The organism is Paenibacillus sp. NPDC057934 (genome assembly GCF_042887565.1).
Classification (GTDB): domain Bacteria; phylum Bacillota; class Bacilli; order Paenibacillales; family Paenibacillaceae; genus Paenibacillus_AQ.
This window is the reverse complement of record NZ_JBHVPB010000008.1, coordinates 353,755-369,315: the sequence shown is the minus strand read 5'-3', so window position 1 is coordinate 369,315 and position 15,561 is coordinate 353,755. Positions and strand designations below refer to the sequence as shown.

The 15,561-nt window shown below is 43.7% G+C and carries 16 protein-coding genes; 9 read left to right on the top strand and 7 right to left on the bottom strand.

The window, feature by feature from the left end; translation table 11 throughout:
- Positions 1–26: 26 nt before the first annotated feature.
- Entirely contained in the window at positions 27–1,073 is a 1,047-nt protein-coding gene (locus tag ACFVRY_RS20270; protein ID WP_387502095.1) for an LLM class flavin-dependent oxidoreductase, read from the bottom strand.
- A gap of 63 nt (positions 1,074–1,136) precedes the next feature.
- A complete protein-coding gene (locus ACFVRY_RS20265) occupies positions 1,137–1,418 on the bottom strand; it encodes an ArsR/SmtB family transcription factor (RefSeq protein ID WP_387502132.1) in 282 nt (93 codons plus the stop codon).
- Positions 1,419–1,537: 119 nt separating this feature from the next.
- On the opposite strand from ACFVRY_RS20265, the gene ACFVRY_RS20260 reads away from it, so the two are divergent.
- The gene (locus ACFVRY_RS20260; protein WP_387502094.1) at positions 1,538–2,287 is read left to right on the top strand and encodes a DNA polymerase subunit beta; all 750 of its coding nucleotides are present in this window, start codon (positions 1,538–1,540) and stop codon (positions 2,285–2,287) included.
- A 29-nt stretch (positions 2,288–2,316) separates the two neighbouring features.
- Here the strand turns inward: ACFVRY_RS20260 and ACFVRY_RS20255 are convergent, their stop codons facing one another.
- Together ACFVRY_RS20255 and ACFVRY_RS20250 are read right to left on the bottom strand one after the other, a co-directional pair.
- Complete coding sequence (locus tag ACFVRY_RS20255) at positions 2,317–2,409, bottom strand: IS3 family transposase (RefSeq protein WP_387502131.1); 93 nt, start codon at positions 2,407–2,409, stop codon at positions 2,317–2,319.
- A gap of 831 nt (positions 2,410–3,240) precedes the next feature.
- On the bottom strand, positions 3,241–3,408 hold the full coding sequence (locus ACFVRY_RS20250; RefSeq protein ID WP_387502093.1) for a hypothetical protein: 168 nt from the start codon (positions 3,406–3,408) through the stop codon (positions 3,241–3,243).
- 408 nt (positions 3,409–3,816) lie between these two features.
- Between ACFVRY_RS20250 and ACFVRY_RS20245 the strand changes: the two genes are divergently transcribed.
- Both ACFVRY_RS20245 and ACFVRY_RS20240 read left to right on the top strand, forming a co-directional pair.
- Complete coding sequence (locus tag ACFVRY_RS20245; RefSeq protein WP_387502092.1) at positions 3,817–4,290, top strand: RNA polymerase sigma factor; 474 nt, start codon at positions 3,817–3,819, stop codon at positions 4,288–4,290.
- A 14-nt stretch (positions 4,291–4,304) separates the two neighbouring features.
- Entirely contained in the window at positions 4,305–5,144 is an 840-nt protein-coding gene (locus tag ACFVRY_RS20240) for a hypothetical protein (protein ID WP_387502090.1), read from the top strand.
- Positions 5,145–5,214: 70 nt separating this feature from the next.
- Here ACFVRY_RS20240 and ACFVRY_RS20235 read toward each other — a convergent pair whose 3' ends face one another.
- Together ACFVRY_RS20235 and ACFVRY_RS20230 are read right to left on the bottom strand one after the other, a co-directional pair.
- Positions 5,215–5,706 (bottom strand): hypothetical protein, encoded by a 492-nt coding sequence (locus tag ACFVRY_RS20235; protein WP_387502089.1) that lies wholly within the window; start codon positions 5,704–5,706, stop codon positions 5,215–5,217.
- Positions 5,707–5,980: 274 nt separating this feature from the next.
- Positions 5,981–7,081 (bottom strand): MBL fold metallo-hydrolase, encoded by a 1,101-nt coding sequence (locus ACFVRY_RS20230; protein ID WP_387502088.1) that lies wholly within the window; start codon positions 7,079–7,081, stop codon positions 5,981–5,983.
- Between the two features lie 377 nt (positions 7,082–7,458).
- Between ACFVRY_RS20230 and ACFVRY_RS20225 the strand changes: the two genes are divergently transcribed.
- The 3 genes from ACFVRY_RS20225 to ACFVRY_RS20215 all read left to right on the top strand — a co-directional run bounded on the left by ACFVRY_RS20225 (position 7,459) and on the right by ACFVRY_RS20215 (position 8,785).
- Complete coding sequence (locus ACFVRY_RS20225; RefSeq protein WP_387502087.1) at positions 7,459–7,956, top strand: RNA polymerase sigma factor; 498 nt, start codon at positions 7,459–7,461, stop codon at positions 7,954–7,956.
- Complete coding sequence (locus tag ACFVRY_RS20220; RefSeq protein WP_387502086.1) at positions 7,937–8,512, top strand: hypothetical protein; 576 nt, start codon at positions 7,937–7,939, stop codon at positions 8,510–8,512. The genes ACFVRY_RS20225 and ACFVRY_RS20220 overlap by 20 nt, the downstream gene beginning before the upstream one ends.
- A gap of 102 nt (positions 8,513–8,614) precedes the next feature.
- Complete coding sequence (locus tag ACFVRY_RS20215; RefSeq protein ID WP_175406486.1) at positions 8,615–8,785, top strand: hypothetical protein; 171 nt, start codon at positions 8,615–8,617, stop codon at positions 8,783–8,785.
- Between the two features lie 107 nt (positions 8,786–8,892).
- On the opposite strand, the gene ACFVRY_RS20210 is transcribed toward ACFVRY_RS20215, so the two are convergent.
- Complete coding sequence (locus tag ACFVRY_RS20210) at positions 8,893–9,642, bottom strand: YqjF family protein (protein ID WP_387502085.1); 750 nt, start codon at positions 9,640–9,642, stop codon at positions 8,893–8,895.
- 350 nt (positions 9,643–9,992) lie between these two features.
- Between ACFVRY_RS20210 and ACFVRY_RS20205 the strand changes: the two genes are divergently transcribed.
- From ACFVRY_RS20205 to ACFVRY_RS20195, 3 genes are all read left to right on the top strand, one after another.
- Positions 9,993–12,011, top strand: a complete 2,019-nt coding sequence (locus ACFVRY_RS20205) for a stalk domain-containing protein (protein ID WP_387502083.1) — start codon at positions 9,993–9,995, stop codon at positions 12,009–12,011.
- A gap of 157 nt (positions 12,012–12,168) precedes the next feature.
- Positions 12,169–13,179 carry a LacI family DNA-binding transcriptional regulator gene (locus ACFVRY_RS20200; protein ID WP_387502082.1) on the top strand — a complete coding sequence of 337 codons (1,011 nt, stop codon included), beginning with the start codon at positions 12,169–12,171 and terminating at the stop codon, positions 13,177–13,179.
- 12 nt (positions 13,180–13,191) lie between these two features.
- Positions 13,192–15,480: a helix-turn-helix domain-containing protein gene (locus tag ACFVRY_RS20195; protein WP_387502130.1), complete on the top strand. Its 2,289-nt coding sequence runs from the start codon at positions 13,192–13,194 to the stop codon at positions 15,478–15,480.
- The last annotated feature ends 81 nt before the right edge of the window (positions 15,481–15,561 follow it).

Sequence of the window (15,561 nt, the reverse complement as noted above, 5' to 3'; positions counted from 1 at the left end):
TGCGTCTTATATATTTTATTGTCTTATTATTTAGCTAATTCCTTGCGTACAATGGGTGCTACTTTCGTGCCGAAAAGTTCAATCGTTTTTAACAAATCACTGTGAGGCAGAGTGCTAAAGTCGACGTACATAAGAAAACGGGTCAAGCCCAGTTGTTGTACTGCACGCACGATTTTTTCGGCCACGTATTCTGGGTCTCCAACATAGAGAGCACCGCGAGGGCTTAACGCATCCTCATACGTGCTTTGAGAATAAGTTGGCCAGCCGCGTTCTTTGCCAATTTGATTCATTTGATCGGCCATGATGGGGAAATATTTTTCTTTAGCAGTTTCAAACGAATTTGCAATATACCCATGCGAATGACATGCGATTTGCAAATCATTAAGATTGTGCCCTGCTTGCTCAGCAGCTTGACGATATAACTGCACTAATGGAGCGAAACGCTCCGGCATACCGCCAATAATGGAGAAAATGACTGGAAGACCTAGCTGACCGGCACGGATGGCCGACTCTGGACTACCGCCAGTAGCAATCCACACAGGAAGCAGGGGCTGCTGCGCACGTGGATATACGCCCCTATTGTTAAGTGGTGCACGGAGATTGCCTGTCCAGGTTATTTTCTCTGTGGATCGGATTTTAAGTAAAAGCTCCAGCTTCTCTTCGTATAATTCTTCATAATTGTTCAGGTTATATCCGAAGAGAGGAAAGGATTCGACGAACGAACCACGTCCGGCCATAATCTCAGCCCGCCCATTGCTTAGGTTATCCAGTGTGGCGAAGTCCTGATAGACACGAACTGGATCGGCAGAAGACAGCACCGTTACGGCACTAGATAACCGAATATGCTTAGTGGTGGAAGCGGCAGCACCCAAGATAACTGCTGGCGATGAGCTTGTATAGTCGTTGCGATGATGTTCACCGATGCCATAGACATCAAGGCCAACCTGATCAGCCAATTGAATCTCTTCAATGGCTTGCCGTAGACGTTCGGCTGGTAAAACGCCTCCAGCTTCAGGTCTGGTATGAAGAAATGTGGTTATTCCAAGTTCTATGCCTTTTGAGTCTGTTTGCATTGTTGTTCGCTCCTTTTTAGTATTCTATATTTCTAGAATAATAGAATTGTATCTGAAAAAAATTTACACCAATATATATGGCGCAAATTTCTCTGCAATTTCGTGATTAACACTGTAGTGAATAAACGGACCGCTCTTTCGTGACTGGATTAAGCCTGAATCAGTCAATTGCTTGAGATGATGTGATAACGTTGAAGCTGCCACGGTTTCAAGACCTTCACCAATAGCAGTCACACATTGATTGCTTTCCCTCACCAGCATCAATGCGATTTTTAATCGTGTAGGTTCACCTAGGGCCTTGAATACTTTAACAGCTTGCAGTATTTCATTGTCAACTTGAACCATCATGATCTCCTTTCTGATCATCATTTCTACTATTCTATAAATATAGAAATGATATTAACATCTTATTTCTACAGTGTAAAGGTAAAGATTTAAATTATAATGAATTGTGGAGGTGCTTAATGGATTCTATTCGCATGATCAAAAGTAAAATTCATCGCAATTTAGTTATGGAGATATACGAAGAAGTCATTCGGGATCACGAAGCGATTGGCTTACTGCTCCAAGGTTCAGTAGCAAGAGGTGAGTCCTACGAGACCTCTGATTTGGATATGTACATATTGTTGAAGGAGGGGTTAAGCAGACCCTTTCGGGCAGACTTCAGACAAGGCATTTGCGTTGAATTTAAATATTCAGATTTCGAAATGGCGACCCGTAAATGTGAAGATGGACCTATGGGGATGTACAATTTCTTGGACTCAGCTATCCTCCTTGATCACGAAGGGCAACTCCAACAACTCATTGAACAATCCAAACAGCTTTTCTCCGGGTATCGAACCCCTGTCACAGAAATGAAATCCATAAAACATTGGCTGGAGAGCACTCAGATTAAAGTTAAAGCTGCTCAGATGGCAGGGGACGATTTAAAAGCTGCTTTTGTTGTGGGAACTACTTCATGGAAAATCCTCGAAGGGGTCTGGGCAGCCAGCAACAAGCCGATGCCTCCCAATGGTTCAGTCCTGTTCCATCTGAAGGATCTGGAGGGATTAACTGATGATCGAAAGGACTTAATTAAAAGCCTCTTCGTGGGGGAGGTCAGGGAACGGATAGAGTCCTCCATCCAAATTATCGAATGGGTTACTGTAAGTTTAAATGATCTTATACATGAGCGAGAGAATAAGCCAGTCTCTAGTCATACCCCTGTTAAATAGACAGATGAAAAAAGCTAGGCTACCAGCGCTCAGCGGTGCTCAATCGGTGCACACAGGCTCAGTTTGGATTGAAACCTCTGGTAGTTATAAAAATAAATGTACTCTTCCATAGCTTGGCATATCTCTGCCCTCTAGTACACTGCTTGAGATAAGTTTCTCTGTCTTGATGAGAAAAAAGGATTAGACGTATGCGTTATCTAAGCAGATCGCTTAGCGAGATTGGTTGCCGCTAATTCCAAAAAGATCTAATAAATGTATCTTTTACTTGTCCAGTGCTTGTCGAATCCAGTACGAGCTACACATCATTGTGTTTTCATAACTGCAAAACGACGATCTCATTTTTGAATAACAGATAGGTAATGAAAGTTCGTGCCGTCGGTAAGGTAGGTAATGTGGGTCACCAACTTTTGTTGAAACTCTATGGCATGGAAATTATGCATCATACGTTTTTTGATATCATGATCCGGATCTTTCCTGGCGTTGTGCTGGGACTATGTGGCTCTCTATTTGTAATAGCTGGATATTGGTGTTCCTGCTATGGCTAACAGACGTATAATGCCTTGCAGACCCCGTAATTCTTTAACTATTTCATAGTTATCACGCAGACAGAGCGTTTGAGTCCTGCTTTGGTAGGTTTTAACGGCAACCCTTTCGGTCGAAGAAGAGTAGCTGCAGCGATGTTTTCGCTGAATTCGTGAGCGGATCCCTCGTACCTGTATAAGTCGAAGTCTTGTTATGATTCATCCAAACCCCATGATCCTGCAGCAAGAACAGTTGAAGCTGTGGGTAGCCATAGACTCCATTGTAGTGTTCATAGACCTACTTCGAGTTGTTTTATCCTCTTGATCATGATCGAATGCTTTGCGCTTAAGAAAAAGCGTAGTATCCAATTCCTAGAGGCCCTAAAAACTTTACAAGTTGAGTAACCAGATATTCATTTGTTGCTTTCTAATCTATACGTACCGCTCTTTTTCATTTCCAGCATTCAGATTTCTAAACACTTTTTTAGCATTTTGTTCTCCCGCTTCAGCGGCATAACCTGCCTGTTTTGATCGGCATACATCTCGCATTCTTTGCTGATCCACGAGTCCAAACTCTCCGCATTCCCGATAGTTCCTCATCCAATATTTCAACCGATCTTTATATGTGGTTCCTAGAATTTCATCGGATAAAACAGTGATTTATTCTAATGCTATCTTAATGGTGCACTTCATGTCTCCATAACTTACGACATGTTTGCATTTTCTTGAAGTTATTTTGATTTGTATCAAGTTATGGGATCAGCACCAGTTGATAATCTCGAAGATCAGCTTATTTTTGGTTGAAAGGAAATGAACTTTCCCAAAATACTTTTACTTGTCACTAAAAACCATTTTATAAAGAAAGTAATTACCAACCTGATATTGCTCGAAGTAATTGTTACGACTTGACAATGTATATTATATATATTGAATTAAGTTATGGTTTTTTTTCTAAAAAACAACATTTTAGGTGTTTCAATTGTGTTACTAGTAGGAAGGAGGAAATACATGAATGACTCAAATATAAACTCAGATGACAAGGTTATTGAAAGCTACAGTCAACACGTAGAAATGGTTTACCGCATATGTTTTATGTCATTGAGGAATGTTCCCGACACTGAGGATGCAGTTCAAACGGTTTTTCTTAAACTAATTCAATCAGGCAAAACCTTTATTGATCTAAATCATGAAAAAGCATGGTTAATTGTTACTTCGCAAAATCATTGTAAAAACATTCAAAAAAATTGGTGGAAAAGAAAGCGTGTCAACCTAGAAGGTATCTTAGAAACTACAAATGATCCCATTTTTAATGAAGTATTGGAGCAATTAATGGCTTTACCTCATAAATATAGAATTGTACTTTATCTTTTTTACTATGAAGGTTACTCCAGTAAAGAAATCGCAGAAATTTTAGATATAAAAGATAGTACAATTCGCACCCAGCTAAGAAATGGGAGGAAACAATTCAAAATGAATTTTTAAGGAGGCTTGTATTTATGGAAGGAGACAAAATGAATATATTTTTCAATAAAATTACTCCTACGGATACTCAAAAAGAAAAAATGCTGAACCATATTTTGAATGCAAATTGTAGGACTTCAAATACGCATCTTAAACCTAAAGGAAAAGAGATGGGCCTTCGATGGATAGTAGCGGCTTCTATTCTTGCAGTATTGCTGTCCATTGGTACACTGCTATATCCGGTGAATCAGCCGAAATTTTCCATGATAGCTTATGCTGCCGACGTTAACAATGATGTTACAACAAACAGTATTGTAGTGGAGATATCGGGAAAAACAGGAGTTAAATTGCCGTTCGGGACAATTAAAAGAGAGGGTGATCCTGTTGAAACAACTGATGAACAGGGAAATAAAGTGTGGAGATACAATACCAACTACATCAACTCGGACTCTAGAAATGCCATTAGTGTAAAAGGAGAAGATATTGTTGCCGTTACTTACAGGAGTGAAAGAGGACAGTTGAATTATACCGATTACTTAATGATGAAGCAAGATAAGGACTACCTTGAAGAAGAGCAGAAGGCAAAGGAAAAGGGAGAAAACCTTGTATTTCTAAATATGAATAATGCACCATACTATCAATATGGAAAAATGGTTACCCCAAAATATTATGCACAACTCGGCGACCGATCCTTTGCAGTGAATTGGGTTCCTTTATATGCATTAGATATTCTATCGGCTGATGGAAATATTACTAACATACCACATGAAAAGATCACAATTAGTGTTACATTTACGAATGGTGCAAAATTAACTAAGTATATTGATTTATCGTTTAATAAGACTGGTGAGGTTATCGCAAAAATTATAAATTAATATGAAAAAGTGAGTCAATTAAACCTTAGGGTTTAATTGACTCACTTTTAATAATTCATTCACAAAAAGATTATTGATTATAAGATTCGATGGAGAAATTTGCAGTTTTTGATACACTTTCATTAGTGCTAACAAGAACCTTAAATGTATGATTAGCATTGGATCCGGCGTTATATGTTATTCCTTTATTTACTGAAACATTCGGCATATATCCTACGGAGGCTCCAGTGGTTACATCTACTATTCCAATATTAACTGTAGACATATTAGAAGGTACTGTATTGACTAAAACTTTCACTGAATTATGTTCACTAATAATAAAGGATTGACCAGCTTGATTTCCTTGGTTTCCATTTACATTAATGGGAACAGTCACACTTGGAGATTGGGAAGTTGTGAGTACGGAGATACCTCCAGATTGCTCAGCTGTAATAAGAGTAACACCAAATGCCTTTGCATTAGGACCAAATTCTGGTCTGGATACTGAATCAAACAGATTATTGCTATCAAGATTATTAGGTGCTTGTGCGTAGGCAGAGAACGGAACAGCTAGAACAAGCATGGCTCCTAGCAACAAAGTAGAAAATTTAAATTAGAGAGAAATATTGGGGTTAATATGAGTCTTGTTCGGGTTAGTAATACGAACTGGTTATTTGAAGCTGTAAAAATATAATACCATCCCTAATATTGAATTGGGATCGTGAGTCACTATTTATCTTGTTTGGTTACAGATGGTAGTCGCTGAAATTAGATTTATCTTAGAACGTAAGACAGTTAATTAAATAAATACATCTATCTCATATCATGGAATTCGGATTTTTTAGTTCTTTAAATTCTCACTCAACACTCTCCCACCACCGCTCAACTTGCTCCTGATCCTTCCACAGTTCCACCCGCTCGCCGATCATCGGCATTAGCAGATGAAATGTTGCATCCTCACCGAGCTCAGATATTCTGCGGAAAGGTGTGTCCCAGGTATGGATGCTTAGGGCGAACTTGCCGGAATGAACGGGCAGTAGCCTTTTTGCACGCAGGTCTTGCGCTGCCTTTAGCACTTCATTAGGAAACATGTGAATAAATCTCCACTGCGTATTGTATTGCCCATTTTCTAGTATGACGAGATCAAAGGGCCCGTACTGCTTACCGACTTCGGCAAAATGAGGCCCGTAGCCGCTATCTCCGCTGTAGAATATTTTTTTATAAGGCGTCTCTATGACAAAAGATAACCATAATGTCCGCTTCCGTCGCAAGTCCCGTCCCGAGTAATGCCTCGCTGTGACACCATGCACAGTAAAACCATCACTCATAGGTACCGTGTCTCCCCAATCCAGCTCTGTAATAATCTCCGGGTTAAATCTCCAATGCTCCAAATGCGAACCTACCCCCAAACCACAAATCACGTGCTTGATCTTTGGCCGCAGAGCGGTGAGTGTTGCATAATCGAAATGATCCCAATGATCATGAGAGATAAACAGATAATCGATAACCGGCATATCGTCAGGAGTATAGTCATTGGTGCTGGGAAAGGCCTTCGATAAGGAGACTGGTGCGCCCGACGGACTGAAAATCGGATCGAACAGCATATTTTTACGACCCGTCCTGATAAAAAACGAAGAGTGGCCGAACCATACGATCACTTCCTCATCTTCCCGAAGAGTATGGAGATCCGTCTTCTGTACTGGAATCTTCTGAAGTGGTTTGAGACGCTCCTTGGTAAAGAGTTTCTCCTTTACAACAGTATATAAGTTAGAGTTCTCGCTATAGATTGGCGTAGTCAGTATGTTGTGGAACTTCCCCTCCCGGTAATGTGGAGACTGTTCAATTCGGGCAAGCCGGCTCCCGGAGGGCAGCTTTCCGAACGGGATTTGGTGCAAATACAGAAAGGCAGCCAGAATAAGTATCAGAACTACGATAACAATTGTTAATAGAAGGGTCATCTTTTTTCCCACCTACAGTAGTTAAATTTGTGACAGCTATATAAGCTGAGCTTAAGAATTAGGCAAGCTGACTGGTGAATGCCCTGTAAGTATCAGGGCTTTATCAATCAGCAAGGTGCTATTCTTAAGTTCACTTTATGCATGTATTATGTCGTTATTGTATTCAAAATACACCATATGTACTTTTACCCGACTGTTGGGGCTCGATCCCGGTACGGAAACAAATTGAAATAGGATGATACGCTGAGCTTCCTGCCTTCGGGCCGGAGCTTTTTTTGTATTAATTTAGCAGCAACCGTTGCATCCTAAAAAAATATTAAACGTGATGAAAAATATCAGAGGGCTCAGTTGTATTTAAAGTGAAAGGAGGTGGTGAGGTGTACACTTCATTTGATATCAATGAATCGGTACGACGGGCCCTGGACTTATATTCTCAAAGCATGATTAAGATTGCGTTCACTTACCTAAAAAATGTGGCGGATGCAGAAGAGGTGACGCAAGAGGTGTTTCTGACCTACCTGCAAAAACGTCCGGCCTTTGAAAATAACGAGCATGAAAAGGCATGGCTAATCCGAACAACGATCAATAAAAGCAAAAATATGCTGAAAACCGGCTGGTTTAAAAGCAGAAATCCGGTCCCGGAGGATCTGAGCTACCTCCCGAAAGAAGAAAACGAGGTTTTACAGGCCGTACTGGCCTTGGATAAAAAATATCGTATCCCCATTCATCTGCACTATTACGAAGGCTATTCGATTCAGGAAATCGCCGAGATTATGCAAGCGAAGCCGGCAACTGTGGGCACATGGCTTGCGCGTGGACGCCTTCTTTTAAAAGAAAAGATTGGAGGTCTGGAAGATGAAGAAGTCAGTGTATAAATCAGCGATGTCTCGTGTGAAAACAAGTGAAGATTTCAATGAGGTAACTTATCAGAAGCTGTTATCAGAGATGGATAATACAAAACGTACAACTATAAACAATCATAACAATCCTAAGGAGCGGGTAAATATGCAAACAGCAAAGAAGAGAACCGTAAAAGGTTGGACCATTGGGATCGCGGCATGTGCGGTATTAGCGGTGGGGACTTTTACAATGAACCAGAGTACACTTTTTAACACGCAGTCACCATCGGCTGTGAACACCACTAAACCCCCAGTTACCGGTAAAGCTGCAGTGAATATTGAGGGTGTAATCTCTGAGGTAAGTGCGGACGGCAAGAGCTTTAAGGTAGGTGATCTGTGGGTAACGGTAACTGACGCGACGAAACTGGGCATCAAAGGTCCAACCGCAGCGAAACCATCCGAGGAACTGCTACAAAAAGAATTTAAAGTGGGCAATATCGTTTCCGGCTATACTTCTCAGGATACTAGCACAGGGAAAGTGACGGCGGACAACATCTACAACAATATGGCCCCGCAGAAGGACGCTCAATGAGCGGAAGCCGAGATTACTTTAGGCGCAGATCAACACATTCTCCCTTGGGATAAAAGATTCTCCCGTTCCCCATACTAACGTAAAGGGATGGAGGTGAATGTTATGCCCAAGAACAGCGCAGATCCGAAGGTTGATCGGGCGAATAATCGTGCGGATAAGAAGAACAATCAGCAGAATCACGCTCATTTCACGGAGGAGCCTCAGACGTTGACCAACAATAAGGCTGAGGATTATGTGCCAAGTCTTAACCATATCTCCAAAAATGAATCCTAGACAGACACCAAGGCTGCCCTTCCGTCGCTATTCGACAGGAGGGCAGTCTTTTTTGTGCTGAATCATTAATAGGCTGAGTGGTTCATGCCATAAGAGGTTAGCAGCATTTATATTTTTCTCAGCGGCCAGAGCAGTACCTCAAGTCGCTCGGTATAGGTCAGAAGCGAAGGCTCTGGTTCGTGTACAAGACCTAGTGCTTGGGTTGAAGTATGGCAATCCAGATGGAGTCTGGCTTCCTGTAAAGACCATGGTTGGTGGTGAATGTCACCGACATATAGATGTCCTTTTGAACTGGCAGTATACAGACAGTACCGTTCTGTTAGCCAGTGAAGGAGAGTCCCGGGCAGGGCATGTACTGGCGTGGATTGAACAGCTGAGTAGACACCGTTAAATACGGCCTCTCCATGTGCGGTCTGCCTTTTGCTGATGTATCGGATACTCTGCCCTTCGGGCTGAAGAGACATATCTGCATATCTATACGGCAAGTAGGTGAGGGCGCGGGCACCGGTAACAGCAGACAGACTGGAAGCATCCATATTCAGAAAAAAGACGCCCGGCTTACCGTCTCTGATCACATAGGTACGAATATTAAGCTCCAGGAACGTGTGGACGAAAGGAAGGGGAGGCAGTCCCCTGACGAGCAGCGGGTCCATCCGAAAGGGAACGACACTAATCCAGGGTCTCCCTTCCCAGTGCTGCAATTCCAGGCCTGGAGGAATAAACGGAGCTACAGAAGCTTCGCTCACAGGCCAATGGGCGAATAAGACCTTATTCCAGCCTTGCTTCATCATCCACGGTCCTTTGGGCAAGGGATAAGGACGATGGGATATGTGTGTAAGAATTTTATGGGTGTTCAAGATGTGATGTCCTCCCAATCTTGAAGACGAGATGTGTTACCTTTAAAATTCCCAAATGCTCCGGCACCTACACAGTATCTCCATACTTGTTGGTTAAAGTAATAAAAAAGAGGTATCAAAAAATGGAGGGAATGTAATGAAAAAGATGCTCATCGTGCGAGTTAACGCTGGTACAGGGAGCAACGCTGGCCGGATGTCGGATCGGGAATAAGGCTAGTCCTTCTAACTAGGAATAATTCCCTATAAAAGTATGGTTTAGTATGGTAGAGTTGGTGTTATCTATGATTTCCTCTGCTGGAATATTATTCAGGTTATCGATTGTTAATCATCAAGAAAATGGAGTGAGATAGGTGAAATTAAGGAAAGTAATGCAGTTGGTTATGGCCATTATCCTGCTGTTCGGAAGTTTGAGTCTTTGGGCCGGTGGGGCTAACGCTAAGGCGAACGATCTCCTGCCGGAAGTTAGAGAAGGTGACAATTTTCTCTATATCCTGAAGGATGGGGACGGGCAAAGCCGTGAGTTCACGTTTACAACGTATAATAAATTAACGGGTGATAATACGAAGATAAGGTTGTACATCAACCAGGTAGAAATTGATCCTCAAAACTATACTGTGGATTATGATCGTAATACCATTACGTTGAATAAAACGCCAGATCCGGGCACCGAGCTTCATTTTACCGCTACCATCCATCCGACCTTTGAATGGAGAGAGGTGATCTCCGGTTCAACCTATATTGGGAATACTTTAGTTGGAGCGGACGGATCAACGAAGGTTTTTAAATTAACCACAAATTATATCCTTAATTCCAATAAGAAAGTTAGCTTATACATAGACGGTGCTAAGGTGCCGAACTCGGAATTTACTTTCAATTTAGAAAATCAATGGATTACTCTTTCAGAGAAGCGCAAAGCACCTAGTGCTCAGTCCAAAGTTTATTTTTATTTTCCTGTCAGTTCTATTACAGGAACCAAGGTCTCCAGCGGTGCTGCTCCGACAAATCCTTCGCTATCGCCAAGTGTAATTGAACCACCAATCGAAACGGAGCAGCCAGTTCTCTGGGTTGAACCAGAATTCCATATCCCTAGCGGAGAAAGCTATCCGGGTCAAATTATTCTAGGTGGTAACGGTAAAATTACTATAAATGTGACAACGGCGGTCATTCAACCAACATATACGACTTATCTTATCGTGAAAAATGCGAGTAATGAAGTTGTAAGGCAAATTCGGGTGACTCCAGGAAAATCCGTGACGTATACTCTGAACACGCAGCTAGGCCTTACTACGGGCGGGTACTATATTTATCTCAAGACCGTGAATCAATCTGGCGGATTGGCGACATCGGTGCCGCAATTTGTGCCGATAAATCTTGAGTCGAAGATTCAGGTGTTCGTTAAAGGGAAAATGCAAGCTTATACGCAAGCGCCTGTAAATGTAAACGGGAATGTACTGGTACCTTTTCGGGCGATTTTCGAATCCTTGGGTGCCACGGTGAAATGGGATAGTGCTACTCAGACTGTCACGGCAACTAAAGAAGGAAAGACGATTGTTCTTAAGATCGGATCTACTACCGCCTATGTAAATGGAGTACCCGTGACACTTAGTGCAGCTCCTCAGTTAATCAACGGCAGCACGATGGTGCCGATCCGATTCGTGAGCGAGGCGCTTGGCGGATTAGTAGAGTGGAGCAAGAGCTCCAGCTCCGTTATTGTTTTTCAAAATCCACCGTCCATTCCTACAACCGCCGAGAGCGAGAAGCCTGCCCCATCGGAAGCTACTAGTACATCACCGATCTTGCAAAAAATATCTCAAGGTATTACTGCACCTACAGATATTGTGTTCGTTATGGATGTGACGGGCAGTATGGGTGAAGTGATTGATTATGTCAAAGAGACGGTGAAGAAGTTCGCTGATTCCGTTCCAGCCGGTTCGAATTTCTCGATCGTAGCTTATCGGGACATTAATTATAGAAGCTCATATAAAGATTTGGAGTTCTTCCCGTTCACTAATGATAAGAATGTTTTAAAGACGAACCTTAGCAAGCTGGTTGCGGCTGGCGGAGGGGATGAGAACGAATCTGGACTGGAGGCCATCCATATGGCCGCTCAGCAGCTGGCAGGACGTAAGAATGCAAAAAGAATTATTTTTATTACAGATGCCCCTGTACATGATAAAGACGCTTCAACGGGGAAAACAAGCTTCTCTCTTGGTCAGATTATTAATGAGCTGAAGACTAACAAGATTACCTTAGATGCAATTGCTCCAACGAACGGATTAGCCAATAAGCAAATTAGTCAGCTTGTAAATGCAGGAAAAGGAAAGCAATATGACATCAAAAAGGCTTCGGTAACCTTGTTGGAAAAATAAAATAAGTTATTGAAAGAGCCGCAGAAATGATCTGCGGCTTTTTTCTTCTTTTACAGTCATATGTGGGCACAGGAATGGAAGAACATTGCAAATTTTATATTGAAATCGATTTCATCGACAACTATAATGAATTAACAACCAATGAAAGCGTGATCAAGTGAAGGACAGCAAAATTATAGATGTAGCGCAAAAAGCGAATGTTTCTCCTGCCACGGTATCCAGAGTGCTGAACGGAAGCTCGCTCGTTACGGAGAAGACGCAGAAGAAGGTACTCCAAGCCATCGAGGAATTGAACTACACACCCAATGCGATGGGAAAACAGCTTCGGTCGCGCAGGACGATGACATTAGGTGTAGTGGTCAGGGATATCAGGGTTTCCTATAATGGGGAAATTATTAAGGGCATCGAGAACATGGCGAATACCCTGGGATATAAGATTCTGATCTGCGACTCGCAGAATGAGAAGGCCAAAGAGGTGGAACTGCTCTCACTGTTGCAGAACCGCACGGTGGACGGCTTAATTCTTGTGACACCGCAGCTAAGCGACGAGGAGATCACCTCTTTTGCAGATGATGAGTATACGATTGGATTGATTGGTCGCCGGATTGAGCACCCGGACATCCCTTGCTCTTTTACCGATAACAGGAGAATTGGCAGGGAAGTTGTGGAGCATCTGCTGGAAGTCGGACACCGCCGGATTGCGTTTCTCTGCGGGTTTGCTGATGCGACAGATAGTATCGAACGGCTGGAGGGCTATAAGGAAGGGCTTGCCCAGGCGGGGTTGCCCTTTCTGCCTGAACGGATAGACGACGGGAATTTCTCTGAGGATGCCGGGTATGACGCGTTTAAACGATTGTGGGCCGGAGGCGGGGATTTTACAGCTATTTTCGCTGCCAATGACGAGATGGCACTTGGCGTATATAAAGCTTGTGCCGAGCTCGGGATTTCCATTCCCGAACGTATGGCTGTAGTCGGGGTAGACAATATTCGGATTACTAATTATGTGGAGCCGAGGTTGAGCTCTGTAGAGCAGCCCTTATATGAAATGGGGGCCCTGCTTGCAGAGAAGCTGATCGGGCAGATCAAGGGCGATGAAGGAACCGGGCTACAGCTTATGCAGATTCGTTCGACACTGGTGATCAAAGGATCTTCGGGACAAGGGGGCTAGGTGGTGCTTAAAATGCTGCGCGGGAAAGACACCAAGTATTATGGGAAGTTTTTTTCTGTGATGACGGTGACGATCTTTCTGACGATTTCTATCCTGTCGGGAATTCTGTATTTGAATTTTGAACGGATCGCATTGAATCAATCCTATGAGCAGACGGTGGACAGCCTGGACCAGACCACGCAAGAGGTCTCGGTGATGACCTTGACCGCTGCGACCTTTGCGAAGCAAATACACAACGACCAGAATATCGCTGCCCTGCTGAATTTTCCTAATGTGAGCGCCATGGAAATCTCCGATGCGGTCAAGCAAATGAGCAATTACAGGGAGACCTCACCCTTTATTGATTCCATTTATATTTATAATGCGGTAGCCCACACCTTCTATGTCAGCTCAGACATGAGTGTGCCTTCGGTTTTCAGCGAGGAAGAATTTTATGACCAGGATATGAAGGAAATACTGAAGCACATTGGAGACTATGGGACGATGACACCGATTCCCCGCAAGCTGCGGATTGAAGGCTTAGCCGGGAATATCGCTGAGAAGGAGCGCGACACGTATACCTTTTTACTATATGACACGCTCGCCAAGCAAACTCCCCGGAATGCTGTAGTCGTTAATATCAAGGAGACTCAACTACACAAGCACATCGACGGTTCATTGACTAATGACGCCGCGAACACGTTTCTCATCGACAAGTACGGCCTGCTAGTCTCCAACAGCTGGACTACACCAATGCTGACAGATATGAAAGGCACCCCATATATTGACCGCATCCTGAACAGTGACGAGTCTTCGGGTTATTTTCCCATGAAGGTCGGCGGTATCAAATCGCTGGTAACCTATAGTGAGCCCGATAACCTGGGCTGGCGGTATATCCGTATTGTTCCCTATACGTTGATCAGTGAGCGGATCGACAATATGCGCACCAAGACCTTTTATACAGCAGGCCTTATCCTGCTCGCCGGGCTTGCTCTTTCCTTTGTAGTGTCAAAGCGCCTGTTCGCAGGAATCAACAAGAAGCTGTCCCGTCTTGTGAACCTCGAATCGGAACAGCGGGAGAGCCAGCAGGCTATGCGTTCTGAATATATGCGAGGCTTGCTCAACGGGTGTAATCGTAGTGATCCTTTGCGAGTCAAAGAAATGTTCTTACGCTACGGAATCGGGCTGGACCCGGACCGTTCCCTGCGCGTATTTTTGATTACGATAGATGACTACCGGGCATTAGTGGATCAGTACCAGCCGGAGGACCGCAAGCTGCTGCGCTATGGCATCCTTAATATTGCCCATGAACTGCTGATTGGCGCCGGACTTTCGGCAGCAACTGCCGATCTGGGGGATAACCGTGCAGTGATCATCATCCAGCCGGAGGATGCGGAGGTTGATGATAAGGAGACTTACAGGCGTTATGCGGGGCTTATCCAAGAAGCCGTGACCCAGTATTTGAAACTGTCCATCACAATATCGTCGAGCCTCAACGGAAAGGGTGTTCGGTCCTTACATACCTTGTTTGAGCAGGCTGTCGAAGCTTCCTTTAGCAGGGTCTTCAGTGGCTCAGGGAGTTATATTGATGCGGAGACGGTCGAGATGAACAAGACCAGGAGCTATGAGTATCCGATACACAAGGAGAAGCAGCTGATCGACGAATTAATGCTGGGCCGGATTTCAGAAACCAAGCGGCTGTTCACCGATATTATCGGAGATACCGCCAATTATTCCTACATCTCGTATCAACTGGCGAGCTCTCACCTGACCTATGCGCTGCAGAATGCGATCCGGACCATTCGGCAGCATTCTGCTGCCTCGGAAGAGCTTGCTGTCCCGTCGCTGGATCTCTACAATCACACGCAGGTGGATACGATGGCGGAACTAATGGAGCGGTATATGTCTCTGTTCGATTTGCTGGAGAAGCATATGGATGAGAAGCGGAAGAATCGGCAGGATGATCTGCCGGGGCGTATTAAACGAATGATTGACGAGCGTTATGGTGATCAGAATCTGTCGCTAGAGATGCTGGCAGATGAAATGGGCATGTCAGCCACGTATATCGGCCGTGTATTTAAGCAGCATACCTTCCAGACTATTCTTAGTTATATTCAGGAAGTGCGAATGAATAAAATCCGCGAACTGCTGACACATAGCGATGATTGCATTGGCGATATTGCGGAGTCAGCCGGTTTTACCAATAATCCGTACTTCTATAAAGCCTTTAAGAAGCATAATGGCGTAACACCAGCCGAATACCGGAGGAATAGCAGACAACAGAAAGAGGATGAGGGTGGAGAGGGTGCGATTCTCGCCTGAACACTTTCAGCAACACACTTAAGGAAGGCTCGGGCAGATACCCGGCGGCTTTCCTTTTTTTATCGGGACCAAACGCCGCAA